Raw genomic sequence first — 23,034 nt, 5'->3', positions numbered from 1 at the left:
TATGAAAGGTGTTCCGTCGGGTTGCAGCCGACGGCGATCGAGAGCAGGCAATTTGAGGGATGCGAAGTGCACGCTGCGCCGCCGCCATGATAAATGACTCTGCTCTTCTCCCACCCACCTTGGACAAGCCCCACGCTACGCGGCGCACCGCCTTCCCCAACACTGAAAACCGCACACTATGCAAGCATGCAACGTATGAAATACTATGCACGTCATATCGCAATAACCCTACAGATCCGAGCAAATGCAATAATCTCGATGGCAAATAAATCATTTCACCATTAATACTGCAGATAATATTAGCAGTCATAATTTCTGAATTGCGATATTATCCTAGCATTTGCGAAAACCTACTGCTAACTTACGCGCAAACAAACCTGTTTTTCGCTAATTTTCTTAGCCTAGCTGCACAGAACGCAGAATTTCCCAGCAAACATGCTTCACCGATAGTGTCAGCGGAACGCTCCCCGCGCCTTTGCAAAACTGCGGTCGCTATCGAGAAAAGAGGCGAGCATCGCCGGGATCAGCTCCGTCACCGCCTCCTTCTGCCCATAGGTGTCGGCATATAGCGCAGCATAGTCCTGCAGCCGCTGGTGCAGGTCGGGCGTGATGTGGATCGCGAGCTTGACGAGCTTTCGATCCGGGAGCTTGGCGAGTTTCAGGTCGGGCATGTCGGCCTCCTATCCGCGCCAAGGCGCGAGGATCAGGTCCTTGTGGACTACGAGCAGCACGTTCGTGCCGGGGCGAACCGTCTGCGTAGGCTGGACGTTGAGATTGCGGGAGGTGAGCTGGTCGCCAGCGCGCGCGACATTCTGCTGCGTCGACTGCCGGATCGCCCGGACCAGATCGCTGTCACCGGAAACCGTGAGTTCCGAGCCCACGCCGAGCAGGGTCGACAGCGCGATCCCCTTGAGCAGCGTCCAGGTGTGGAAGTCCACCTTGTCCTGCAGGCCGGCACAGCCCGAGGCATCGGTCGCCGGCACGTTGTCGATCCGGAGCGAACTGCCGTCCGGCAGCAGGATGCGCTGCCAAATGACCAGCGCACGCTTTTGCCCGAACGCCACGACCATTGATGAGCGTCAACGTCGCGTCCGAGCCCAACCCGCGAAGGTTGAGCGTCGTCGCGTTGTTCGCATTATTGTATCCGCCCTAGTCGCCGCGCCCCGCGACCCCGGGGTTTTGCCCTCCGGTGAAATTCTGCGGGAGTATCCGCGAAGCGCTCGCCATGTCGGGGATGCCCTGCTCCTCCAGCCCCCGGCGCGACACGATAATGACGGGCGAAGGCCCCTCGGCCCCGCGGATGCGCGAGCCGGTGACCGTGATGGCATCCGATTTCTCTTCCTGGGCTGACGCGCCCCCGCCCCGGCCGGGGCGGCTCCGGACGACGATGGCGCCGGATTCCTCGCCCACCAACAGGTCCTCCCCGATGGCAAGGCGCACCGCCTGCTCGACGGTGTAGATCCCCCGGATCACCGCCGAGCGCTTGCCGCGCACCTCACGCGAACCTCAATCCTTCAGGGCGAGATCCGAGGGATCGGCGTCGTAATCCAGCAATTCAGCCGGCTTACATTCCAGCACTGCGCACATCTTCGCCAACGTGGCGAAGCGGATGCCTCGGACCTTGCCCGAGCGGAACAGGGATAACTGGGTTTCGCTAAGCCCCATTTTCTCGGCGAGCTGCTTGCCCGTCATGCCGCGCCTGGCGAGTGCGGCGTCCAACGTCACCTTGACCGGCATCAGAAGAACGCGTCCAGCTCTTCGCGCATCGCCGAGGCTTGGGCGAGGAGGTGCGAGAGCAAGACAAGGGTTGCGCCGACCACGCCGAGCGTGATCGCCGCACCGTCAAAACTCGCAAAGGCACCGCGGCCGTAGATCAGCCGTGTCAGCAAGGTGACGCCGAATACGCTGGTGAGCCCCCCGGCGAACAAAGCCGAGCCAATCCGCAGCAATAGCCGCGGCACCACCTGGCCGAATGCAGCGCCCGATGCGATCGACTTTAGCGCCTGACGCACCATCCATATCGCCCACACGTACATGCACATCGGCAGATGGAAGATCAGCATCGGCCCCGAGAGGCGGCCTGTCCATATCGGCGCGACGACAAGCATCGCGAGAACGGCAAAGAGCAGCACGAAGGGGATTGTCACCAGCCACATCAGCAGGTGGGCGCGGGCGCGGAGGGTTTCGATCGGCATAGCGGCTCCATGGGCGAGTGATAATTTAACCTTGACTTAAATTGGAGCGATACGCGAATTTAATCCCGAGTTAAATTGGAGCGCTTCGAAAATGATCGCCGCCCTCGAAACCCGTGGCCTGACCAAGGCCTTTGGCAAGGCTCCACCGGCGGTGAATAGCGTTTCGCTGAACGTTCCGCGGCGCGCGATCTATGGCTTTCTCGGGGCCAATGGCGCGGGAAAGACGACGACACTCAAGCTGGTTCTCGGGCTTTTGCGCGCTGATGCAGGGAACATCCGGCTGTTCGGGCAGGAGGCGGCGCGCGAGCGCGGGCGGATCGGGTCGCTGATCGAGACCCCTTCGTCGTACGACCACCTGACCGGGCGGGAGAATCTCGATATCACCCGAATCCTGTGGGGGCTGGAGAAGCGCGAGATCGGGCGGGTGCTGGCGATTGTCGATCTCGCACATGCCGCCGACCAGCGCGTCGGCAGCTATTCGCTCGGCATGCGCCAGCGGCTGGGCATTGCGCGGGCATTGCTCGGCGATCCGCGCCTGCTGATTCTCGACGAGCCGACAAACGGGCTCGACCCCGACGGCATCCGCGATATGCGTGTGCTGCTACGAAGGCTTCCCGAGGCTGGCGACGTGACGCTGATCGTGTCGAGCCACCTGCTTAGCGAGGTCGAGCAGGTGGCGACGCATGTCGGACTGCTTCACCAGGGTCGGCTGTTGCTGGAGTCGCCGCTCGACGCGCTGCTCGGCGGCGTAGCGCCGATTGAGGTCGATACGGACGACCGGGGGCGGGCGGCGATGATCCTGATCGATGCCGGGTTCGCGGTGATAACGGGGAGCGAAAGGCTGTTCGTCGAGGCTGCCGACCCGGCCGAAATCGCAGCGCTGCTGGTGCGGGAGGGGCAGAGATTGTCGCACCTTGCCCGCCATCGTCCCACGCTCGAGGGCATTTATCACCGCCACATCGCACTGGCCGCCTGAAGGTTTGGCATCATGCTACATCGCTATCTGTTTGCCGAAATTCTCAAGCTGCGTCGCAGCCTTGCGTTGATGCTCTGCGTCGCCGCGCCGGCGTGCGTCGCAGTGCTCGGAACGGTCATCGCCTTCGACCGAAAGACGCCGGTCCTGCTCAACAATTTCGCCATCGGCGGCCCCGGCATCTGGTCGTTCGTGATGCTGCCGCTGGCGGTGACGGCGCTCAGCGTACTGATGGCGCAAATGGAGCATGGTTCGCGGAACTGGAACCATCTCCTCACCTTGCCGCGCGCGCGGCCGAACGCGTTCCTCGCCAAGGCGATCGTGATGCTCGGGCTGGTCGCGATGATGTCGGCGTTGCTGTGGGCGTTCATGCTGGTTGGCGTGGCGGTGCTCACAATATTGCATCCGGCGGGGGTGATCGGCGCGGTGGACGTGGCACGGCTTGCCCAGATTCTGGCGTTGATGACGGTCTGCTCGGCCCTGGTGGCAATGCTCCAGCTCTGGGTGGCGCTCGCCTATCGCAGCTTTGTGGTGCCGCTGGTATTCGGAATCGGCGGGACGTTCGTGGCGATCAGCACGATCGGCGCGGCCAAGGCTGCGTGGTTTCCGTGGCTGCTGGCGACCGATGTGCTGGCGACCAGGCCCGAGATCCGGCAGATGGGGTTGCTGTTGGGCGGGGTCGGAGGACTCGTCGTACTCGCGGCGATGCTGGCCCATTTAAGTCGCCGGGAGGCTTAAGCAATCTCTCCTCCCTTAAGGGAGGGGTCCGCTGCTCGACGTCTATGGCGTAGCTTCGCTTCGAGCAGCCAGGCGGCGGCACTGAAGCGCCTGAATTGGATGCGCAACCGTCTGTCTGCTTCATCAGAGCGAATGACCGGTTGTGACGCAAGCAGACAATCTTGCTGCCACATCGGAACGGCTTAAGTTGGTCGGCAGGCGCCGCGGGGCATCCCTGCTTAGGGGAGGTTGGTGATTGGCACCCGGACGAAGCTGTCCGTCAGCCACTCTATTTCCAGCGGCGTGGCGGCGTCGGAGATCGATTCGGCAGCAACATCGGCCCCCGTGCCGTAGTTGATCTCATGGAAATTATTCTTGAGTACGTCGACAACCAAACGCAGACGGCTGCCTGCCGCCACGCGGCGACTGACGATGCGCGTTCGGTCGAACGGGATGATATTCACCGCGCCAGGAGTCAGTAATTGCCGGGATGAAATGTCGCGAGCAAAGCTCGAGCGCCCGACGTAATAAGACAGGGCGAAGCTGCTGCCGTCGGCGCGAACTTCATACAGCGCAGCCATGAAATCGAAGTCGCGCCTGTTCGTGCGGATGTGAAATTCTCCCGAGAGTCCGCCGTTCACCTCAATAGCGTGGGTTAGCGGACCGGTCTGGAAGACGAGGCCGGCTGAGACGTCCGGTCGCGGATCTAAAACCGGGAATGGATAATAGCCAGCACTGCTCGTCGTACGATCCGCGAAATCGACCTTTTGCGAGATCACACCCACCGTGTCCGGGCGTTTTTCTGACAGTCGATAGCGGCCTTCCGATCGGGAGTGGGTCAGAAAGAAGCGCTGGGAAGTGTCGGCCATCGCGCTGAGCGACGCGGTGTGGCGCCAGACATTGGCACCCATGACCTCGAAGTTGATCCGGTTCGCCAGAATTGGCGGGCGCGGCCGCCCGCGGAAAATGTGGTCGAACCAGGCAAAGGTCAGCGCACTCGTATCGAATTGCGCGACCGGATCGATTGGATAGCCGCGCAAATCCTCGGGTTTGAACGATTGCTGGGTCCCAAAATGGTCATAGGGGCCGACGACGAGATAATGTCCGGCATCCGGCCGGTACCGATAATGTTCCTTTAAATAATGCAGCGCAGAAATCTGGCCGTCGTCATAATAGCCGGTGATTGTGAGGACCGGGATGTCAATGTGCCGGAAATCTTCGCCATGGGGGACCATCGCCTGCCAATAGGCGTCGTAGGACGGGTGCTTGAGCCAGCGTTGAAGCCAAGGGTTCGGGGTCCCGTCGATCTGGTCGATATCGCGATAGGGCCGTCCGCTCTGATACCATTTCTCGTTCAGCGACGACCACCGATCTGGGCCGTTATAGGTCACGCGATCAAGCGTCCGATTGTTCGTGACGTAGAAGTTCCAGCCGTAATTGGCGTTCAGGAAGACGTTGTTCTCCATCGGCAGGCCCTGCCCCGGCACGGCAGCGACATACGGGACGATCGTCTTCAGCGCTCTGGGAAGATGTTTCGTCGCCGCCCAGGCCGCGAACCCCGAATAGCTGCCGCCATACATGCCCACCCGGCCGTCGCTCCAGGGCTGGGTGCTCGCCCAGTCGATCGCGGCGGCGGTGTCGTCCACTTCGACTTCGAACGGGCGGACGACGTCCTTGCTCCCGAGCTTGCCGCGCGCATTGACGACCAGTCCGGCATAGCCGTGCGCGGCCGCCTCTGCGGCAATCTCCAGGTTGCGTTCGGGATCGGAGTAAATCGTGAACCACATTGTCGTCGGCAACGGCTGCGAAGCAGCGCGCGGACGAACCAGTGTCGCCGATAGCGTCGCGCCTTGGGGCGTGTGGATCACAATCGTCTGATCGATCCGGTAGAGGCGCTCGCGCTGCTGTGCGACGAGAGCGTCGATGGCGTCTCCCCCAGCCCGGGATGCGACCCCGACGAGTGCGGCCATGACGATCTGCACCGCATCGTCGGCGCCGATTGTTTTCGCACCTGCGTACCGCGCCAGCAAGCGATCAAGTCTGAGCCGATCCGCACTGCGCCCGCGCAGCCATGCGAAGATGCGTTCCCTCGCAACTGGCTTCAGCGGTGACAATATCTCGTTCAGCTGAAGATGCAGGGCATCGCCGCGCCGCCCGCTCCCGGCCCAAGCGCTCAGAAAGCAGCTACGGCTGCTCGCGGGATCGGCGCGGGGATGGCAGCCCTTCACCTGGTAGGCGCGTCGTGCGGCGGTATCGTCGCGGGCGGCGAGCAGCAGCGCGGCGCGCTCGGCAGGCAGGTATGGCTTCGCTGGCCTATGGGCGAGAATGCGCGCTGCCAGACCGGCGAGCGCGGTGTCGTCGAGCGACTGGCCGTTGCTCGCGGTCAAACCATAGGGGATAGACTGCGCCGCAGCCCGCGTTGCGCTGATCGAGAGACTGCCGACAACCGCCGCCATGATCATCGCCATCCTCGAAATCGCCACTACCTACCTCGCATCGGATTGCCTTGGCGGCACATCTAGCTTCGGCGTGAGCGGGCTGAGATAAATTCGGCCAATCGCCGCGATAGCCGGCGAGCGGCCGATTGCTTGCGGTCAGAGGATGCGTTCGCGCAGCAGAGCCGATCCGGCGCGGCTGGCACTGATCGTGTCGCCATCGTCCATATGGATGAGGAGACGCCCGCTTCCGGCCGGTTCGATGCGCGCGACATGATCGAGATTCACAATTCGCGAGCGATGCACGCGGACGAAGCGCGCAGGATCGAGCAGTTCTTCGAATCTCGCCAGCGTCATGCGCGCCAGATGCTGGCCACCCGCTGTCTTGATTTCGGCATAGTCGTCGGCTCCGGAGATCGAGACGATTGATTCGATTTCGACCGGGACCGCATCGTCGCCGCTGCGGATGAAATAGCGGGACAGCGTCTCGCGCGCCTCGTCCCGACCGGCCACGGCAACGGGAATCTCGTCCTCCCGGCTGGGCCGATTATGAGCCCATAAAGCGATCATGCCATAGACGGCCACATTCAGGAGCGTCTGCCAAGCCATGGCTCGGCTGACGAACGGCCGGACCTCGAATTGCGTGGCCGAGACGCCGCCGGCCAGCCCGAGCAGTACCAACAGCAGCCAATAGGACAAAAACGCGAAGCAGGTGCAAAGGATCAGATGCGCCGCGACCTGAAAAGCTGGTCCCTTGCGGGCGATGCTCGCGACGAGGATCCAATATGCGGCTGTGCCGAACAGGACGGTCGGAACGGTATTCGCCGCGCCCGCGATCATCGCATCCGGCAGCGAAAGCGTGTTCGCAACGCAAAGCGTGGCGGAATAGGCAACGAAGACGATCCCCGCAGCCAAGCCGAAACGCCGAACGTCGGTCCAACCTTGCTCGCTTGTGGCTTCGGGGCGGGGCTGGCGACTGTCGGGATTGCGCCCGGCCCTCCATCGGACGCGAGACGTGGCGAAAGCGAGTCCCATTCATTTCGTTCCAGATTGCGCTTCATAATCGATTGCGTGCTCCGGGATTTTGCCCGACCGGGATCAGATCTGCAACGGCAGCTCCTCGCGGGCAGTATTCCATTTGGGCGCTGTCTCATCGTTGCCCGAATGATCGGCCGATGGCCGATGGCAAAACGGGAATGGCAGACACTGTTACGAGCGGACGTTCCGACCGGGTTATCGAACGACTGGAGGTGGTCGACTGCTGCTGATCGAGCGTGGGTCTTCTCCGGCGTTCGTAGTCGCCCAACCCGATCGCGTTTGTGCTTCGAACCCGATTTACGAAAAGGCGAGTGGGGCCTAACCCTTGGGGCTCTATTTTTGCTGCAGTGCGGTAAGTACTTATTTTAATGAGCGTATGTCGATCGGTTGGTTTCCCTTCACCGCTCCATGCCGCCGCCCGACAGAGATGCTCCCCCCGCGTATTCCCTAGATTCTGACGCGTCCGCCCGCACGTAGCGGCGCGACCCCCGCGTGCCGCCTCGGCCACGCTGCGCATCCGTCACGGCGTGGTGGCAGGATGCGGCCCTATCCCGCAGGTACAGAACGGTCCGGGCGAACGGGTCGCCCGGGCCGCGCTCATATTCGGTCCTGCCGCCGGAGCGGCAGGCAAAGGGTCAGAACTTCACCGCCACCTCGCCACCGAAGGTGCGCGGTGCGTTGAAGTTGCCATAGTCCCCGAGGACGTTGTTGATGCTGCCGCTCGTCACGTTGGTCGTCGGCGAGCCCGGCAGGCTGTTCGAAGGATCGCGGCGGAACACATACTGCTTGTTGAACAGGTTGCGGCCCCACACGCTGAAGGTCACGTTCTGCATCGCGCCCAGGTTGATGTTGGCGAGCGAGATCCGGCCGTTGAAGATCAGCGACGCATCGTTCTTCGTGGCGAACTGGTCGAACGCCTGGGTCGCCTGCGAATAGTTGCCGTCCAGGTGGAAGCGCAGATCGGCCCCCTTCAGCGGCAGCGCGTAATCGATCGACCCGCTGGCGGCATTGCGCGGCGTGAACACGATGTAGAAGTTCTGATACACGCTCGTCGACGCGCCATTGGCGGTCGCGGTGATCAGCACCGGCGGGATGCGGGTGTAGGTATAGGCGTAGGATGCATTGAGCGTCAGGCCCTGCACCGGCTTCACGGTCAGGTCCGCTTCGATGCCGCGGATCTTGGTATTGCCCGGCGCATTGATGGTCACGAGATTGTTGAAGTTGCCGGTCGCGGTGGTCTGGATCGAGCTGATGTCGACCTGGCTGTCCTTGCGGTCCATGATGTACGCCGCGAGATTCAGGCGGGCCTTGTGGTCCCAGAAATCGCTCTTCAGGCCGATTTCGTACGACTTCACGTCTTCCGGGTTGAACGCCTGATAGTTCGAGGTGCGCGAGCTGGCGCCGCCGGCGCGGTAGCCGGTCGCGTATTTCGCATAGGCGTGGACCGAGTCGCTCACGTCATAGGCAAGCGTGACCATCGGGTTGAAGCGATCCCAGCTCTTGTCGAGCGGCTTGTAGCCATTGGCCGCGGCGCGCACCGTGTCCGTGTCGTAATTGATGTTGCGCGAATAATGGAGCACGCCCTTCTTCTGATCGTGCGTGTAGCGGCCGCCCACCGTCAGGTGCAGCATGTCGGTGGCGTTCCAGGTGACCTGGCCATAGGCGGCATAGCTCTTCGACCAGACTTCGGACGCGCGGTCGATCGAACGGCATCCCGGCTGCGAGCCGAAGCCGCCCGAGCCGGTGCACGGATCGAGGATCACGTAATTGTAGCCGGTGACCTGCCCTGCCGCGTTGGTGGTCGCCACGATGCCGTTCGAGTTCGGCGTGGCCGCGTCGTCGCTGACATGCTCGTTGAAGTAATAGAGGCCGGCGACGTAATCGAACCGGTCGACCGAGCCCACCGCCTGGAATTCCTGGCTGAACTGGGTCTGGCGCAGGTTGGCGAGACTGTAGCGGCTGAACCCGCAAGGCGCGGCGACGGTGCAGGTGGTGGCCGTCGATCCGATCGCCGGCAGCGTCACGACCGGCACGCGGTGGTAGCCCCCCGAATTGTCCCACTGGGTGGCTGTCACGCCGCGCCATGCGGTAATCGAGCGCAGCTCGATCTCGGGGCTCAGCTTGTACTTCAGCGTGTTGGTGAAGCCGTGCGTCTTATCGATGCTCGGCTGCTGCGGCACGCCGATATCGGCGGTCTTCATGCGGCTGCTGCCGTTGACGACGACGCCCGGCAGCAGCGACTTCACCGTGCCGGTGAGCGTGGCGTACTGCGTCCCCGGCAGGGTGCAGGCCGGCACGGCCGACTGGGCGCCGGCGACGCAGCCGTTCGGATTGTAGTTCAGCAGCTGGCTGTAGAACGGGGTGTTGGCGTCATAGCCATTGTCGTAGCTGAAATCGTCGGTGAGGCCGTCGACTGGCTTCCAGCGGACCGCCGCGCGGAAGCCGTGGCGGTCATAATAGTTCCAGCCGGTCTGGCCCGCGAGCGGGTTCTTGGTGGTCGCATCCTGGTGCTGCACCACGCCGTCGAGCTTCAGCGAGAAATTCTTGTATTCCGGCAGATCGAGATGCGCATCGGCATTGTAGCCGCCATAATTGGCGATGCCGGCATTGACGCGGCCGCCAAACTCGCCGCTGGGCGCGCGGCTGACGAGGCTGAGCGCGCCGCCTTCGGTGTTGCGACCGAACAGCGTGCCCTGCGGGCCCTTGAGCACTTCGACGCGCTCGATGTCGAACAGCGCGGCGTTCAGACCGTGCTGGCGACCGAGATAGACGCCGTCGACATAGATGCCGACGCCCTGCTCGCGGGCTGGCTGGTTGGCGTCGAGGGGAACGATGCCGCGGATACCGACGGTGAGCGCCGACTGGCGGGCTTCGAAGGTGGCGACGCGCAGGCTGGGCACCGCGCCGTCGGCGAGGTCGTACAGGCTCTGGACGTGACGCTCCTTCAGCGCGGCGTCGCTCAGCACGCTGATCGAGATCGGCGTCTGCTGCAGGTTGGTCTCGCGCTTCTGCGCGGTGACGACGATATCGGCCAGGCCTTCCGGCTGCACCGCCGGCGCGGACGGCTCGGCCGTCTGGCTCTGGGCGAAGGCGGGCGCCGCGGACAGCGCGAGCAGGGTGGCACCCGCAAGCAGCGAGAGGCGGAAGGTCGAACGATCGAACATGAAGCGGTTTCCCCGAGACTGAGTCTGTGTGGTTCGGGGCGCGCACTAGGCAGGGGATTTGGCAGCATTGTTACATCTACCGCCACAGCAAAGACGCGGTAGTTTCATGTTCAGTTCATCGAATAGACAAAATGCCGGAAATCCGGCGGACGCGGTATGCTGGGTGCGCTTCTATTCTTGGTAAAGGGTACCGGATATTCCGCCTCGTGCATCGAAAATTTGTCAGCGATGCAAATTTACAACACGGACGGAGGCCGCTTCTCGAGCAGCCTGTCGCCCCCGCCAGAATGCGCCTGTCGCCGCCCCTGCGCTATTCGGCGGCGGCTGCCTCGCCGCCGCCGACGCGGCCGGTACGCTCCAGCTTGCCCCAGCCGACGAACCATCCCCCCAGCGCCGAGCTGATCGCCCGCAGCACCACCCAGTACATCAGCTGGCGATAGACGAAGCGCTGCGCGACCAGCAGCAGTGCGGGATAGCGAATGCGACGACTGTTCAACCGATAGGCCACCCAACCGCAGCCCACGTCGATCGAGGTGAACGCGACCCAGTAGATCGCCATGGTGCCGACATCGCCGCGGGTCTGCTCCCAGCCATGCTGCGCGATGCGCACGCCGGTAGCGATGATCGCGGAAACCAGCGCCAGATCGATCAGCGGCGAGATTGCCGCGAAGATGATCTGGAACACCCAGGCCTGCGGCAGGCCGATCCATGCCAGCCCGCGCGCATTCCTGTCGCGATACAGGCCGCGATGCTTCCACAGGCACTGCAGCGTGCCGAACGCCCAGCGATAGCGCTGCTTGGCGAGTGCCCGGAAGCTCTCCGGCGCCTCGGTCCAGGCGACCGCATCGGGATCATAGGTGACCCGCCAGCCGGCCCGCTGGATGGCGATGGTGAGGTCCTGGTCCTCGGCCAGCGTATCCTCGGGATAGCCGCCCACCGCGTCCAGCGCCGCACGGCGCCACGCGCCGACCGCGCCCGGCACCACGGTGATCGCATTGAAGCCGGCCAGCGCGCGCCGTTCGAGATTTTGCGCCGTGATATATTCCACCGCCTGCCAGCGGGTGACGAGGTTCACGCGGTTGCCCACCTGGGCGCTCCCGGCCACCGCACCCAGCTGCGGATCGGCGAACCAGCGCGCGAGGCGGCCGATCGTCTCCGTCTCGAACTGCGTATCCGCGTCCAGCGCGATGATCACCTCGCCCTTTGCCTCGCGCAAGGCGCGGTTGAGTGCGGCGGCCTTGCCGCCATTTACCAATGTGAGCAGCGTCACCCGGGGATCGTCGCCAAAGGCGGCCGCGACGATCTCGCTGGTGCGGTCCTTCGATCCGTCGTCGGCGACGATCAGCTCGATCGCCGGATAGTCGCTGGCGAGCACGCGGCGCACCGACTGCTCGATCACCCGTTCCTCGTTATAGGCCGGGATGATCACGGAGACGGTCGGCGTGAACTGCGGCGGCGCACCCCGCTCGCGGCGACGCTGGCGCAGCGCGAGCGCCGCCAGGATCACCGCCCGGGCGATGCCCAGCGTGATCGCGATGAAGAACATCCAGCGCAGACCGGAGGCGATGGCGGCGAGCGCCACGAAGATCGCGACATCGGCGCGGACCGCGAGCAGATCATTGCCCCGGATCGGCGGCATCACCTCGTCATAGCTGAGGCCGGCGAGCTTCGACACCGGCACGAACGTGTAGCCCCGCGCACGCAGCTCATGGATGATGCGGGGCAATGCGGCAATCGTCTGCTCGCGATTGCCGCCACCATCGTGCAGCAGCACCACATTAGTCGATTTGTCGGGCTCGGCAGAGGCGACGTCGTCGAGCACGCCCTGAACGATCGCGTCGACACCGGGCCGCTTCCAGTCGTCGGGATCGACGTGGAGGCCGACAACCGTGTAGCCCTGCTTCTGGGCCACCACGGCAGGGTCGAGCTCGTCCGGAGTCGTCGGCTCGGCGTCCCCGAAATAGGGTGCACGGAACAGCCGCATGCCGCGCCCGGTATAGGCCTGCACCAGCCGCTGGGTGGCGTTCAGCTCCAGGGCCGTGCTCGCCGCCGAGGTGGTGGCGAGATTGGGATGGGTATAGGTGTGGTTGCCCAGCTCGTGCCCTTCGGCCACCAACCGGCGCAGCAGCAACGGGTGCTGCAGCCCGTTCTCGCCGATGATGAAGAAGGTGGCGGGCACATGCTCGGCCTTCAGGATGTCAAGGATCCGCGGCGTGTAATCCGGGTCGGGGCCGTCGTCGAAGGTCAGCGCGATCTCGTTCTTCGAGGCGCCGGTCCGCATCACCACATAAGGCGTCGGCAGTACGGGATACTGCACATCGCGGATCATGTTGGCGGCATCGAAGCTGATCGCGCGCTGCCCGATCGTTGGCGTGGAGGTCACGCGCAGGATCTCGCCCGGCCCTTCCACGTCGACATTGGTTGCCGGAACGATGCGGCTCAGGTCCGGTCTCCCGCCATGGCGATAGGCGAGCAGCGCGGTCCATACCCCGGCATCCTCGGACCCCAGGCGCCACAGCGCCACGCTGCCGACACCGGCCGCCCGCACCGCCTGCAGCTGGTTCCAGGTGGCGGTGGCGTCGACCATCCAGATCTCGTGGTGCTTGCCGTTCTCGTCATAGGCGAAGGCGCTGTTGCCGCTCGTCTTGTCGAAGGTGACCTTGGCCTCGCTGTCGCGCGCGGCCGACCAGGCTTCCTCGATGCTCATCGCGTCGGTGCCGTCGCCATGATAATCATAGGCATAGCTGGCCAGGGCGACGATCAGCTTCTGGGTGCCGATCTGCGCGACGGCGCGGCGAAGCTCCTCGACGAACCAGGGCTGCGAGGCGATCGGGCCGGCCGTGCCGCCCTGCCAATGCTCGTCATAGTTCATCAGGAAGACGCGGTCGGTGACCGCGGCGAACCGCTTGAAATCCCAGCTGCTATCCCCCGCCGGAACGGTGACGGCAAGCAGCTTGTCCTTCGGCATCGCCTTGTTAATCTGATCGAGCAGCTGGATATAGCCCGGCAGCGACGCGGGCGGCAGGCTTTCGAAGTCCATCACCAGCCCGGTAAGGTTGCGCGCCTTGACCATGGCGGCGAGATCGCGCGCGAGCTTGGCACGCGCCGCGGGGCTGGCGATCAGCCGTGATGCGCCGGCGGAATCCCACGCCTCCTCCGAGATGTTCTGCACCATCGGCAGCACCCGCGGCGGGCGACGCGCGCCAGCAAGGATGTTGGCGAAGCGGGGATCGTCGATCACCTGCATGGCATGGGCCGGGCCGTTCACCGTCACGAAGGCCGGCACCACCCAATCGAGATCGCCGATGTTGCGGCGAAGCGAGTCGGCGCTTGCCTGGTCCCAGGGCACGTAGAAGCCCACGGTCAGCGGCGCGCCGGGCTTCTTCGAGGCGGTGCCGGGCAGCCAGCGCTGCCGCCGCGGCTCGCCGCGGGCGCTCAGCGAGCGAAGCGCGGCGGGCTTGGCATTCTCCCAGCGCACCGGCAGGTCCTGCGCCGGCGGCACGTTCACGATCGTCGCGGCGAACACGATCGCCGCCACCAGCACGCCCCCGATCAGCGCGAACACCGTGCGCAGCGTCCAGCGCTTCCGGCTTCCGGTGGGATCGAAAAATACGGGACGCGACATGAAGGCTCTTTCGGAACGCGCAGATGATCCCCGGCGCGGGTCGGGCACGCGCCTTATAGGATCGCCGATGAACCGGCGCTATACCATCGCGCTTCTGTAGATTCCCCGAGCCCTTATACCGCGCTGCTGAAGCGGGCGGCGGCAGCGCCGCGATAGCCGTCCAGCGCGCTGGCAATCACCCGGGCATAGGGTAACGCGTCCGGCGCGAGCAGCAGCACGCTTCCCTCCCAGCGTACCAGCCCCAGTGCCGCGAACCGGGCCAGCCGCAGGGCGATCGCACCGCGGCCGCGGATCCCGCCCAGATCGGCCCGTCCCTGGCACAGCAGCTCCTCGATTGCCGCCGCGCGCCACTGATCCTCGGCAGAGCGGCACACGCCGCGCGCGCCGGCGAGCCGCCCCGACGAGATCGCCATGTGCCAGCGACCGGCATTCTTCTCGTTCTGCACCAGCAGACCGGGGAAGGCGCTGATCGCGCTGGCGCCCAGGCCGATCAGCACCTCCGCCTCGTCCTCGGTGAAGCCCTGGAAGTTGCGCCGCAACCGCGCCTCGCGTGCGGCCACCGCAATGGCATCGCCAGGCCGCGCAAAATGGTCGAAGCCGATCGCGGCGTAGCCGGCATCCACCAGCCGGGCATGCGCCAGCCCCGCCTGCTCGAAGCGCGCCTCGGCACCGGGCAGCGCCGCGCCATCGATGCGGCGCTGGCGCGGGATCAGGTGCGGTACATGCGCATAGCCGAACACGGCAAGGCGATCGGCGCCTAGGGCAATACTCTCGTCGATCGACGCGGCAAGGGCCTGGGCGGTCTGGCCGGGAAGGCCGTACATCAAGTCGAAGTTGATCGAGGCGATGCCCGCCTGCCGCAGCAAGGCGACGGCCGCGGCGATATCCGCGCGTGGCTGCACGCGGCCGATCGCAGCCTGGAGAACGGGGTCGAAGCTTTGCACGCCGAGGCTGACGCGCGACACGCCGGCCGCGCCCAGCGCCGCCGCCCAACGGTCATCGAAGCCGCGCGGATCGATCTCCACTGACAGCACCGGATCGGCAGCCGCGAACGCCTGCCGGGCCTGCGTGACCAGCCGGGTAAACGCAGGGGCCGCGATGGCATTGGGGCTGCCGCCGCCAAAGGCGATCCGCCCCACCCGCCCGCGCCCGCCCAGCCGCCGGGCGATCAGTTCGATCTCGTCCGACAGCCGCGACAGATAGGCGTCCAGGCGTGCAGCGCGGTTGGCGGCGCCGGTGTTGCAGCCGCAATACCAGCAGATCTCGCGACAGAACGGGATGTGGAGATAGAGCGAAAGCTCGGTATCGGGCTCCACCCGGTCCAGCGCCGTGCCCAGCTCGACTGCCCCCACCCCGTCCGAGAACTCGGCAGCCGTGGGATAGCTGGTGTAGCGCGGCACCGGCGTTGCGAGCAGATCGGGATGATAGGTCCACATGCTCCACGCGCATGAACCCCCGCCGCCGCCTCGTCGCTTGGGAATATCCCCTATTCTTGCTGGCGGGCCGGGACGCGCCTAGGCGGTGGCGCCATGCAACTAGATGATCAGCTCCTGCGCTATTTCGGCACCGCCGATCTTGGCGCTCTTACCCCTCCCGCCTTGGCCTCGGGCATCGATCGGATGAAGGTCGATCTTGGTCTGGAGACCGATCGCGGCCGCCGCTTCGCGCTCTGGGCGCTGCTGTTCATGCTGGGCAGCGCACCCGATCTCGAAGCGACGTTCGAGGACGACGCGGACCGCGAGGCCGCCCGCAACTTCATGGACCTGTCCGACACGCAAGGCTGACCCACCCAGGAAAAAGGGCGGCGGACCGCTTGGTCCACCGCCCCATATCCGGCGACAGCCTGTCTTAGAAGGTCAGGCGCGCACCCACGGTGAAGGAACGCCCGATCGGATCGTAGATCGTCGGGAAGGTATTGCCGCTGTTGTAGGCGGTGCCACCAACGCCCGAACCCACCAGCGGCGGATCCTTGTCGAGCAGGTTGTTCACGGTGAGGTTCAGGTTGAGGTTCTTGGTCGGGCGCACGCCGAACGACAGGTCGAAATAGTCGTAGGCGGGGATGCGCGCGAACCGCGGCAGGATGCTGCCGATCGGATCCTCGAGGCTGACATGGCTGATATGGGTCCACAGCAGCGACACGTCGAAGGCCTGGCGGTCATAGGTGAGGCGACCGTTCCAGCGCAGTTTGGCACGCGGATTGGTGCAGCCGCCCGCGCTGTAGCGACCGGTGCAGTTGCGATCGATGGAGTTCGGGTTGGCCTGGAAGCGATAGTAATCGAGCCAGGTGCCGTTGAAGCCGATCGAGATCGCGCCGCTGTCCTTGATGCCGATGTCGTCGAGCAGCACGCGCTGATCGACGCCGAGGTCGATGCCGGCGGTGCTGATCCGGCCCAGGTTGGAATAGCCCAGGATGACGCCCGGCGTGTCGCCCGCGCCGTTCAGCGTGCCGTTCAGCGGGTTACGCCCGATCAGCGCGCAGAACGCGTTGTTGACGTAGTTGGGGTTGAGCGAAGCCGAATAGCAGCCGTTCAGGATGTCGGCCTGTGCCGGCTGGGTGATCGCGTTGGTCACCTTGATCCGGAAATAGTCGACCTTCATCGAGAAGCCCTTGAGGAAGGTCGGCGTGAACACCGCGCCCAGGGTCAAGGTCTTGGCCTTTTCGACATCAAGGTTGCGGTTGCCGGACGAGGTGTTGTTGATCTGGCCCGAGCTCGGCTGCGGGATCGATCCGATCGTATTCGACGGCGCACCCGTCGCCACGCACAGCGCGGCGAGACGCGAGTTGGACAGCACCGCGGTGCCCGCGCACGGGTCGACCGTCAGGTTGCCCAGGCCCTGGACCGGCGACTGGTACAGCTCCTGGATGTTCGGCGAGCGAACCGCGACCTGATAGGTGCCGCGCAGCTTGAGGTCGCGGGTGGGCTCCCAGGTGCCGCCCGCCTTCCAGGTCGTGCTGCCACCGGTGGTGGTGTAGTCCGAATAGCGGATGCCGGCTTCGGCGGTCAGCTTGTGGATGAAGGGCTGATCCTCGATCAGCGGCGCGATCAATTCGCCGAACACTTCCTTCACGCTGTAGCGACCCACGTCCGGGGGCGTGCGCGCGCCGGTGCCGAGCACTTCGCCCTGCACCTGCGACGGGCCGTCGGGCTGGCTGGCCGCGGTGATCTTGCGATATTCGCCGCCCACCGCGAACGCGATCTTGTTGGTCGCCAGCGGGGAGGCGAACAGATCGCCCGAAAGGCTGCCCGTCACCACGGTCTGGCGAACCTTGCGGTTGATGATCGCATCGAGGTCGATGAACGCGAGCTGCGCCTGGGTGATCGAGCCGTTCTGGCCGAACAGGTTCAGCGGGACGCAGCCATTGGTGGTATCGGCGCAGCGAATGTTGCCGCTGGCGTCACGATAGGCGCGCAGTGCCTGCTGGACCTTGCTGAACGAGCCCCAGTTCTGGCGGGTCTGGTTCTGCGTGGTTTCGCCGTACTGGGCCGAAACGTCGTACTTCAGACCCGCGACGATCTCGCCGCGGAAGCCGCCCTGCACCTGGAACATCTGCGATTCGAACACGTTGCCGCGCGGGCCATATTCGGTGAAGCGACGCTGCGCGACGACCGGAACCTCGATATAGCCGGTCGTGCCCGGGCCGCCCTGGACGGCCGCGGCCGCGGCACAGTTCGCCGCCGAGATGCTGCGCGCGGTGCACAGCTGGTTGCGGATGCCGGTGGGCAGATAGGGGTTGTTCAGCGCCAGCTGGTAGGTGTTGTTGAACGTGCCCGAAGAGGCGAGCTGGGTCGCGATCTCGTTGCGCGTGAACATCGCCGAGCCATAGAACTCGACGCCCGGCGTGATCTCGTAGCGCGCGGCCGAATAGGCGTTGATGCGGTCCAGCGGCGTCTGGAAATAGGTGCCGATATTGGTGTTGTAGGTGTCGTTCGCGGTCGCCGTCTGCAGCAGACCGGTCGACGGGTTCACCACCGCGCCAAAGCTGCTGGCAGCAAGGCCGAGCGATGCGTTGCTGGGCGACCCGAAGATCGTCACGCCGGCGGTGGTGGAGCCGGCGAACGCGCCGGTGGTGGAGCTGATCGGCACTTCGCTGATCTTGCGATCGAGATGCAGCAGAGGATCGGCCTTGGTGTAGCCGATCGCCAGCACGACGTTGCCGCGGCCATCGGCGAAGTTCCCACCGACGACGAGGTCCGCCTTGAACCGCTGGCTGTCACCGCGCTCGGACACACGGTAGCTCGCCGATGCGTCGATGCCGGAAAAATCGCGGCGGGTGATGAAGTTGACGACGCCCGACACTGCGTCCGCGCCATAGGTGGACGACGCACCGCCGGTGAACACTTCCACACGCTGCAGCAGCGCAACCGGGATGTTGTTGGTGTCGGTCAGGCCGTCCAGACCGTAGGGGACCAGGCGCCGGCCATCGAGCAGAACCAGCGTACGCTGCTCGCCCATGCCGCGCAGGTTGAGCGTCGACGAGCCGTCCGAGCCGTTGTTGACGCCCGCGCCGATCGACGGGCGGATCGCCGGCAGGTTGCGCAGCAGGTCATCCGCCGTGCCCGGCTGGCGGAACTGGATTTCCTGTTGGCTGATGACGTTCACCGGGCTGGCGAGTTCGAGGTCCGGACGCGAGATGCGCGTTCCCGTGACGACGATCTCGGACGCGGATTCGGCCGGCTTGTCGGCCTCCGGTACGGTTTGTTGCTGCGCGAATGCGGGCGATGCGATCCCAGCGACCAGCATGGTCGACGCGAGAAGGCAGTTTCGGAATGCGGTTGTCATCAAAAGACCCCTTTTGATTGTGAATTTTGTCAACGCCTTGCAATATTGCTGCGCCTTCACTGGGGCGCATGTCTGCACGTCCGCTGGTGCATGGCAACATGATGGACAATCCCGGAAACAATTCGTCACGGAACCGTTGCAAATCCGTCACACCGTGTTTTTGCAGTGTTGCCCCACCGGACATTTGCCGGTCGCACATGCAGTGGATAAAAGGTCACACACGCTCGGGCCCGAGGGAACCGTTGCGAGTGCCGAACGATTATTGCCGAAACAGGCAATCAGGGGATGCCGAGATGGAACGTTCAACCGATATCGCCGTATCGCGACGCGGCGTGCTGGTCGGGGGTGCAGCCTGCGCCACCGCCACGGCGTTGCCGGCCAGTGCCAGCAGCAAGGAGCCGATCGCGCCGATAGAGACGCCACCCACCCTGCCCCTCCAGCTGAAGGTCAATGGCAAGCCCGCCGAACTGACGGTGGACACGCGGACCACGCTGCTCGACGCGCTGCGGGAGCATCTCCAGCTTACCGGCACCAAGAAGGGCTGCGATCATGGTCAGTGCGGCGCCTGCACGGTGATCGTCAACGGCCGCCGCATCAATTCCTGCCTGAGCCTCGCGGTGATGCACGACGGCGACAGCGTGACCACGATCGAAGGCCTGGGCAACCCCGAGAACCTGCACCCGATGCAGGCAGCCTTCGTGAAGCATGACGGCTATCAGTGCGGTTATTGCACGCCCGGCCAGATTTGCTCTGCCGTCGCGGTGCTCGACGAGATCAAGGCCGGCATCCCCAGCCATGTCGCCGCGGACGTCGTCGCCTCCCCCGCTTTTTCCGACCTGGAGATCCGCGAGCGCATGAGCGGCAACATCTGCCGCTGCGGCGCCTATTCCAACATCGTCGAGGCGATCCGCGAGGCCGCGGGGCGGAGGCAGGCATGAAGGCGTTCCATTATACCCGCGCGAGCAGCCCGGCGGATGCCGCCGCGCTTGCCGCCAAGACCCCTGGCGCCAAGTTCATCGCCGGCGGCACCAATCTGCTCGACCTGATGAAGCTGGAGATCGAGACGCCGGCACATCTGATCGACGTCAACAAGCTCGCGCTCGACCGGATCGAGGAAACCGCGAACGGCGGGCTTCGCATCGGCGCGCTGGTGCGCAACACCGATCTCGCCGCCGACAAGCGCGTGCGCCGCGACTATGCGGTGCTGACCCGCGCGATCGTCGCGGGCGCGAGCGGCCAGCTGCGCAACAAGGCGACCACGGCAGGCAACCTGCTCCAGCGCACCCGCTGCCCCTATTTCTACGATCCCAACCAGCCCTGCAACAAGCGCAAGCCCGGCAGCGGCTGCGCGGCGATCGGCGGGTTCAGCCGCCAGCTCGCAGTAATCGGCACCAGCAAGGCCTGCATCGCCACCTATCCGGGCGACATGGCGATCGCAATGCGGCTGCTCGATGCAACGGTGGAGACCGTGAAGCCCGACGGTAGCACCCGGAAGATCGCCATCGCCGACTTTCATCGCCTGCCGGGCGACACGCCGCACCTCGACAACACACTGCAGGCCGGTGAGCTGATCACCGCGGTCACCCTGCCCAAGCCGCTGGGCGGCAAGCATTTCTACCACAAGGTTCGCGACCGCGCTTCCTACGCCTTCGCGCTCGTCTCCGTTGCGGCGGTGGTGCAGAAGGACGGCACCGGCCGGGTCGCCTTTGGCGGCATGGCCCACAAGCCGTGGCGGGTCGAAGCCGCCGAGGCCGCGCTGCCCAAGGGTGCCGCCGCCACCGCGAAGATCGCCTTTGCCGGCGCCACGCCGACCCACGACAACGAATTCAAGCTCCAGCTGGCCGAGCGCACGCTCGCCGCGGTGCTGAGCGAAGCAAGGGGCTGAGCCATGAAGTTCAACACCCCCGCCACGACCAACCCGATCGACCGCCTCAAGGTGGTCGGCAAGGCGACCGACCGTATCGACGGTCCGCTCAAGACCACCGGCCGCGCGCCCTACGCCTATGAGCGGCACGACGTCGCGCCGGGTGCTGCCTATGGCTATGTGCTCGGCTCGGCGATCGCCAAGGGCCGGATCACCGGCATGGATCTCAGCGCCGCCAAGGCCGCGCCGGGCGTGCTGGCGATCGTCACCGCCGAGAATGCCGGCAAGCTGACCAAGGGCAATTTCAACACTGCCAATCTGCTCGGCGGCCCCGAGATCGAGCATTACCATCAGGCGATCGCGCTGGTGGTGGCTGAGACGTTCGAGCAGGCGCGAGCCGCATCGTCGCTGATCCGCGTCGACTATGCGCGCGGCAAGGGCCGCTTCGACCTCGAAGCCGAGATGAGCAATGCAACGCTGCCCAAGGAAGGGTTCGGCGGACCGGCGGAAAGCAAGATCGGCAATTTCGAGGGCGCCTTCACCAGCGCGCCCGTCCAGCTCGACGCGCGCTACACCACGCCAGACCATTCGCACGCGATGATGGAGCCGCACGCTTCCACCGCCAAGTGGGACGGCGACCAGCTGCTGCTGTGGACCTCGAACCAGATGATTAACTGGGGCAAGGGTGATGTGGCGCGCACGCTGGGGCTGCCCAAGGAGAAGGTGCGGCTGATGTCGCCCTTCGTCGGCGGCGGGTTCGGCGGCAAGCTGTTCGTCCGCACCGATGCGATCCTCGCGGCGCTCGGCGCCAAGGCGGCGGGGCGGCCGGTCAAAGTGGCGCTCCAGCGCCCGCTGATCGCGAACAACACGACGCATCGTCCGGCGACGATCCAGCGCATCCGCATCGGCACCACCAAGGACGGCAAGATCACCGCGATCGGCCATGAAAGCTGGTCGGGAGACCTGCCCGGCGGCGGGCCGGAGACGGCGGTGAGCCAGACGCGCCTGCTCTACGCCGGCGAGAACCGACTGACGGCGATGCGGCTGGCGGTGCTCGACCTGCCCGAGGGCAATGCGATGCGCGCGCCGGGCGAGGCGCCGGGGCTGATGGCACTCGAAATCGCGATGGACGAGATGGCGGAAAAGCTGGGCATCGACCCGGTGGCATTCCGCGCACTGAACGACACCCAGGTCGATCCCGAAGCCGCCAACCGCCCCTTCTCGCAGCGCCAGCTCAACCAGTGCATGCAGATCGGTGCGGAGAAGTTCGGCTGGGCCAAGCGGGCGAAGGCGCCGGGTGCCGTCCGTGAAGGCCGCTGGCTGATCGGAATGGGCATGGCCGCAGCGTTCCGGAACAACCTCAACGGCCGCTCTGGCGCGCGGGTGCGGCTGGACGGCAAGGGCGTGGTCACGGTCGAGACCGACATGACCGACATCGGTACCGGCACCTACACCATCATCGCCCAGACCGCGGCGGAGATGATGGGCGTGCCGCTCGACACGGTAGTGGTGCGGCTGGGCGATTCCAGCTTCCCGGCCTCGGCGGGCTCGGGCGGACAATGGGGTGCGAACAGCTCGACGGCGGGCGTCTATGCCGCCTGCGCGATGCTGCGCGACAAGGTGACCGCGGCGCTCGGCTTCAACTCGGCCGATGTGGTGTTCGAGGACGGGAAGGTCCGCGCGGGCAATCGCAGCGTCGCGCTGGCTGAGGCGGCCAAGGGCGCCGAGCTAGTGGCCGAGGACTATATGGACTATGGCGACCTCGCCAAGAAATACCAGCAGTCGACCTTCGGCGCGCATTTCGTCGAAGTCGCGGTGGACGCCGCGACCGCCGAAGTGCGGGTGCGGCGCATGCTGGCGGTGTGCGCGGCAGGGCGCATCCTCAACCCCAAGTCGGCGCGCAGCCAGGTGATCGGGGCGATGACGATGGGCGTCGGCTCGGCGCTGATGGAGGAGCTCGCGGTCGACAAGCGCTTCGGCTTCTTCGTCAATCATGACCTCGCCGGGTATGAGGTGCCGGTTCATGCCGACATCCCGCACCAGGAGGTGATCTTCCTCGACGAGACCGATCCCACCACCTCGCCGATGAAGGCGAAGGGTGTCGGCGAACTCGGCCTGTGCGGCGTCGGTGCGGCGGTGGCGAACGCCATCCACAATGCCTGCGGCGTGCGGGTGCGCGACTATCCGGTAACGCTCGACAAGCTGCTGCCCAAGATGCCGGCGTTCGTGTGAAGTGCCCCC

At 65.2% G+C, this 23,034-nt stretch carries 16 protein-coding genes and 1 pseudogene; 6 read left to right on the top strand and 11 right to left on the bottom strand.

The features are described from left to right. Positions 1-452 precede the first annotated feature (452 nt). The 5 genes and pseudogenes from OIM94_RS17710 to OIM94_RS17690 form a co-directional block, all read right to left on the bottom strand. On the bottom strand, positions 453-671 hold the full coding sequence (locus OIM94_RS17710) for a DUF2274 domain-containing protein (RefSeq protein WP_264607975.1): 219 nt from the start codon (positions 669-671) through the stop codon (positions 453-455). Between the two features lie 9 nt (positions 672-680). Next, positions 681-1,067: pseudogene (locus OIM94_RS17705) on the bottom strand (TrbI/VirB10 family protein); the annotation flags it as partial. Positions 1,068-1,149: 82 nt separating this feature from the next. Continuing rightward, entirely contained in the window at positions 1,150-1,494 is a 345-nt protein-coding gene (locus OIM94_RS17700; RefSeq protein ID WP_264607974.1) for a hypothetical protein, read from the bottom strand. 12 nt (positions 1,495-1,506) lie between these two features. Continuing rightward, complete coding sequence (locus OIM94_RS17695; protein ID WP_264607973.1) at positions 1,507-1,737, bottom strand: helix-turn-helix domain-containing protein; 231 nt, start codon at positions 1,735-1,737, stop codon at positions 1,507-1,509. Further along, positions 1,737-2,195: a DUF2975 domain-containing protein gene (locus OIM94_RS17690; protein WP_264607972.1), complete on the bottom strand. Its 459-nt coding sequence runs from the start codon at positions 2,193-2,195 to the stop codon at positions 1,737-1,739. Before OIM94_RS17690 ends, OIM94_RS17695 begins: the two co-directional genes overlap by 1 nt. A gap of 91 nt (positions 2,196-2,286) precedes the next feature. Between OIM94_RS17690 and OIM94_RS17685 the strand changes: the two genes are divergently transcribed. Both OIM94_RS17685 and OIM94_RS17680 read left to right on the top strand, forming a co-directional pair. After that, positions 2,287-3,171: an ATP-binding cassette domain-containing protein gene (locus OIM94_RS17685; protein ID WP_264607971.1), complete on the top strand. Its 885-nt coding sequence runs from the start codon at positions 2,287-2,289 to the stop codon at positions 3,169-3,171. A 12-nt stretch (positions 3,172-3,183) separates the two neighbouring features. Further along, the gene (locus OIM94_RS17680; RefSeq protein WP_264607970.1) at positions 3,184-3,906 is read left to right on the top strand and encodes an ABC transporter permease; all 723 of its coding nucleotides are present in this window, start codon (positions 3,184-3,186) and stop codon (positions 3,904-3,906) included. Between the two features lie 218 nt (positions 3,907-4,124). Here the strand turns inward: OIM94_RS17680 and OIM94_RS17675 are convergent, their stop codons facing one another. The 5 genes from OIM94_RS17675 to hemN all read right to left on the bottom strand — a co-directional run bounded on the left by OIM94_RS17675 (position 4,125) and on the right by hemN (position 15,583). Further along, positions 4,125-6,353: a CocE/NonD family hydrolase gene (locus OIM94_RS17675; protein ID WP_264607969.1), complete on the bottom strand. Its 2,229-nt coding sequence runs from the start codon at positions 6,351-6,353 to the stop codon at positions 4,125-4,127. A 126-nt stretch (positions 6,354-6,479) separates the two neighbouring features. Continuing rightward, on the bottom strand, positions 6,480-7,235 hold the full coding sequence (locus tag OIM94_RS17670) for a LytTR family DNA-binding domain-containing protein (protein ID WP_264607968.1): 756 nt from the start codon (positions 7,233-7,235) through the stop codon (positions 6,480-6,482). Between the two features lie 758 nt (positions 7,236-7,993). Next, the gene (locus tag OIM94_RS17665) at positions 7,994-10,522 is read right to left on the bottom strand and encodes a TonB-dependent receptor (RefSeq protein WP_264607967.1); all 2,529 of its coding nucleotides are present in this window, start codon (positions 10,520-10,522) and stop codon (positions 7,994-7,996) included. Positions 10,523-10,832: 310 nt separating this feature from the next. Next, positions 10,833-14,147: a glycosyltransferase gene (locus OIM94_RS17660; RefSeq protein WP_264607966.1), complete on the bottom strand. Its 3,315-nt coding sequence runs from the start codon at positions 14,145-14,147 to the stop codon at positions 10,833-10,835. 113 nt (positions 14,148-14,260) lie between these two features. Further along, positions 14,261-15,583: an oxygen-independent coproporphyrinogen III oxidase gene (gene hemN / locus OIM94_RS17655; RefSeq protein WP_264607965.1), complete on the bottom strand. Its 1,323-nt coding sequence runs from the start codon at positions 15,581-15,583 to the stop codon at positions 14,261-14,263. A gap of 93 nt (positions 15,584-15,676) precedes the next feature. On the opposite strand from hemN, the gene OIM94_RS17650 reads away from it, so the two are divergent. Continuing rightward, entirely contained in the window at positions 15,677-15,931 is a 255-nt protein-coding gene (locus tag OIM94_RS17650) for a hypothetical protein (RefSeq protein WP_264607964.1), read from the top strand. 64 nt (positions 15,932-15,995) lie between these two features. Here OIM94_RS17650 and OIM94_RS17645 read toward each other — a convergent pair whose 3' ends face one another. Next, positions 15,996-18,929 (bottom strand): TonB-dependent receptor plug domain-containing protein, encoded by a 2,934-nt coding sequence (locus OIM94_RS17645; RefSeq protein ID WP_264607963.1) that lies wholly within the window; start codon positions 18,927-18,929, stop codon positions 15,996-15,998. Positions 18,930-19,222: 293 nt separating this feature from the next. Here OIM94_RS17645 and paoA point away from each other — a divergent pair, with 293 nt between their 5' ends. From paoA to paoC, 3 genes are read left to right on the top strand one after another with little or no spacing between them, the layout of a single operon-like run. Next, complete coding sequence (gene paoA, locus OIM94_RS17640) at positions 19,223-19,867, top strand: aldehyde dehydrogenase iron-sulfur subunit PaoA (RefSeq protein ID WP_264607962.1); 645 nt, start codon at positions 19,223-19,225, stop codon at positions 19,865-19,867. After that, positions 19,864-20,814 (top strand): FAD binding domain-containing protein, encoded by a 951-nt coding sequence (locus OIM94_RS17635; RefSeq protein WP_264607961.1) that lies wholly within the window; start codon positions 19,864-19,866, stop codon positions 20,812-20,814. Before paoA ends, OIM94_RS17635 begins: the two co-directional genes overlap by 4 nt. Positions 20,815-20,817: 3 nt before the next feature. Beyond that, a complete protein-coding gene (gene paoC, locus OIM94_RS17630; protein WP_264607960.1) occupies positions 20,818-23,025 on the top strand; it encodes an aldehyde oxidoreductase molybdenum-binding subunit PaoC in 2,208 nt (735 codons plus the stop codon). Positions 23,026-23,034: the final 9 nt, after the last annotated feature.

This window comes from Sphingomonas sp. R1, assembly GCF_025960285.1.
Lineage (GTDB): Bacteria > Pseudomonadota > Alphaproteobacteria > Sphingomonadales > Sphingomonadaceae > Sphingomonas.
The sequence above is the reverse complement of the archived record's forward strand: the minus strand, read 5'-3'. Positions and strand labels throughout refer to the sequence as shown.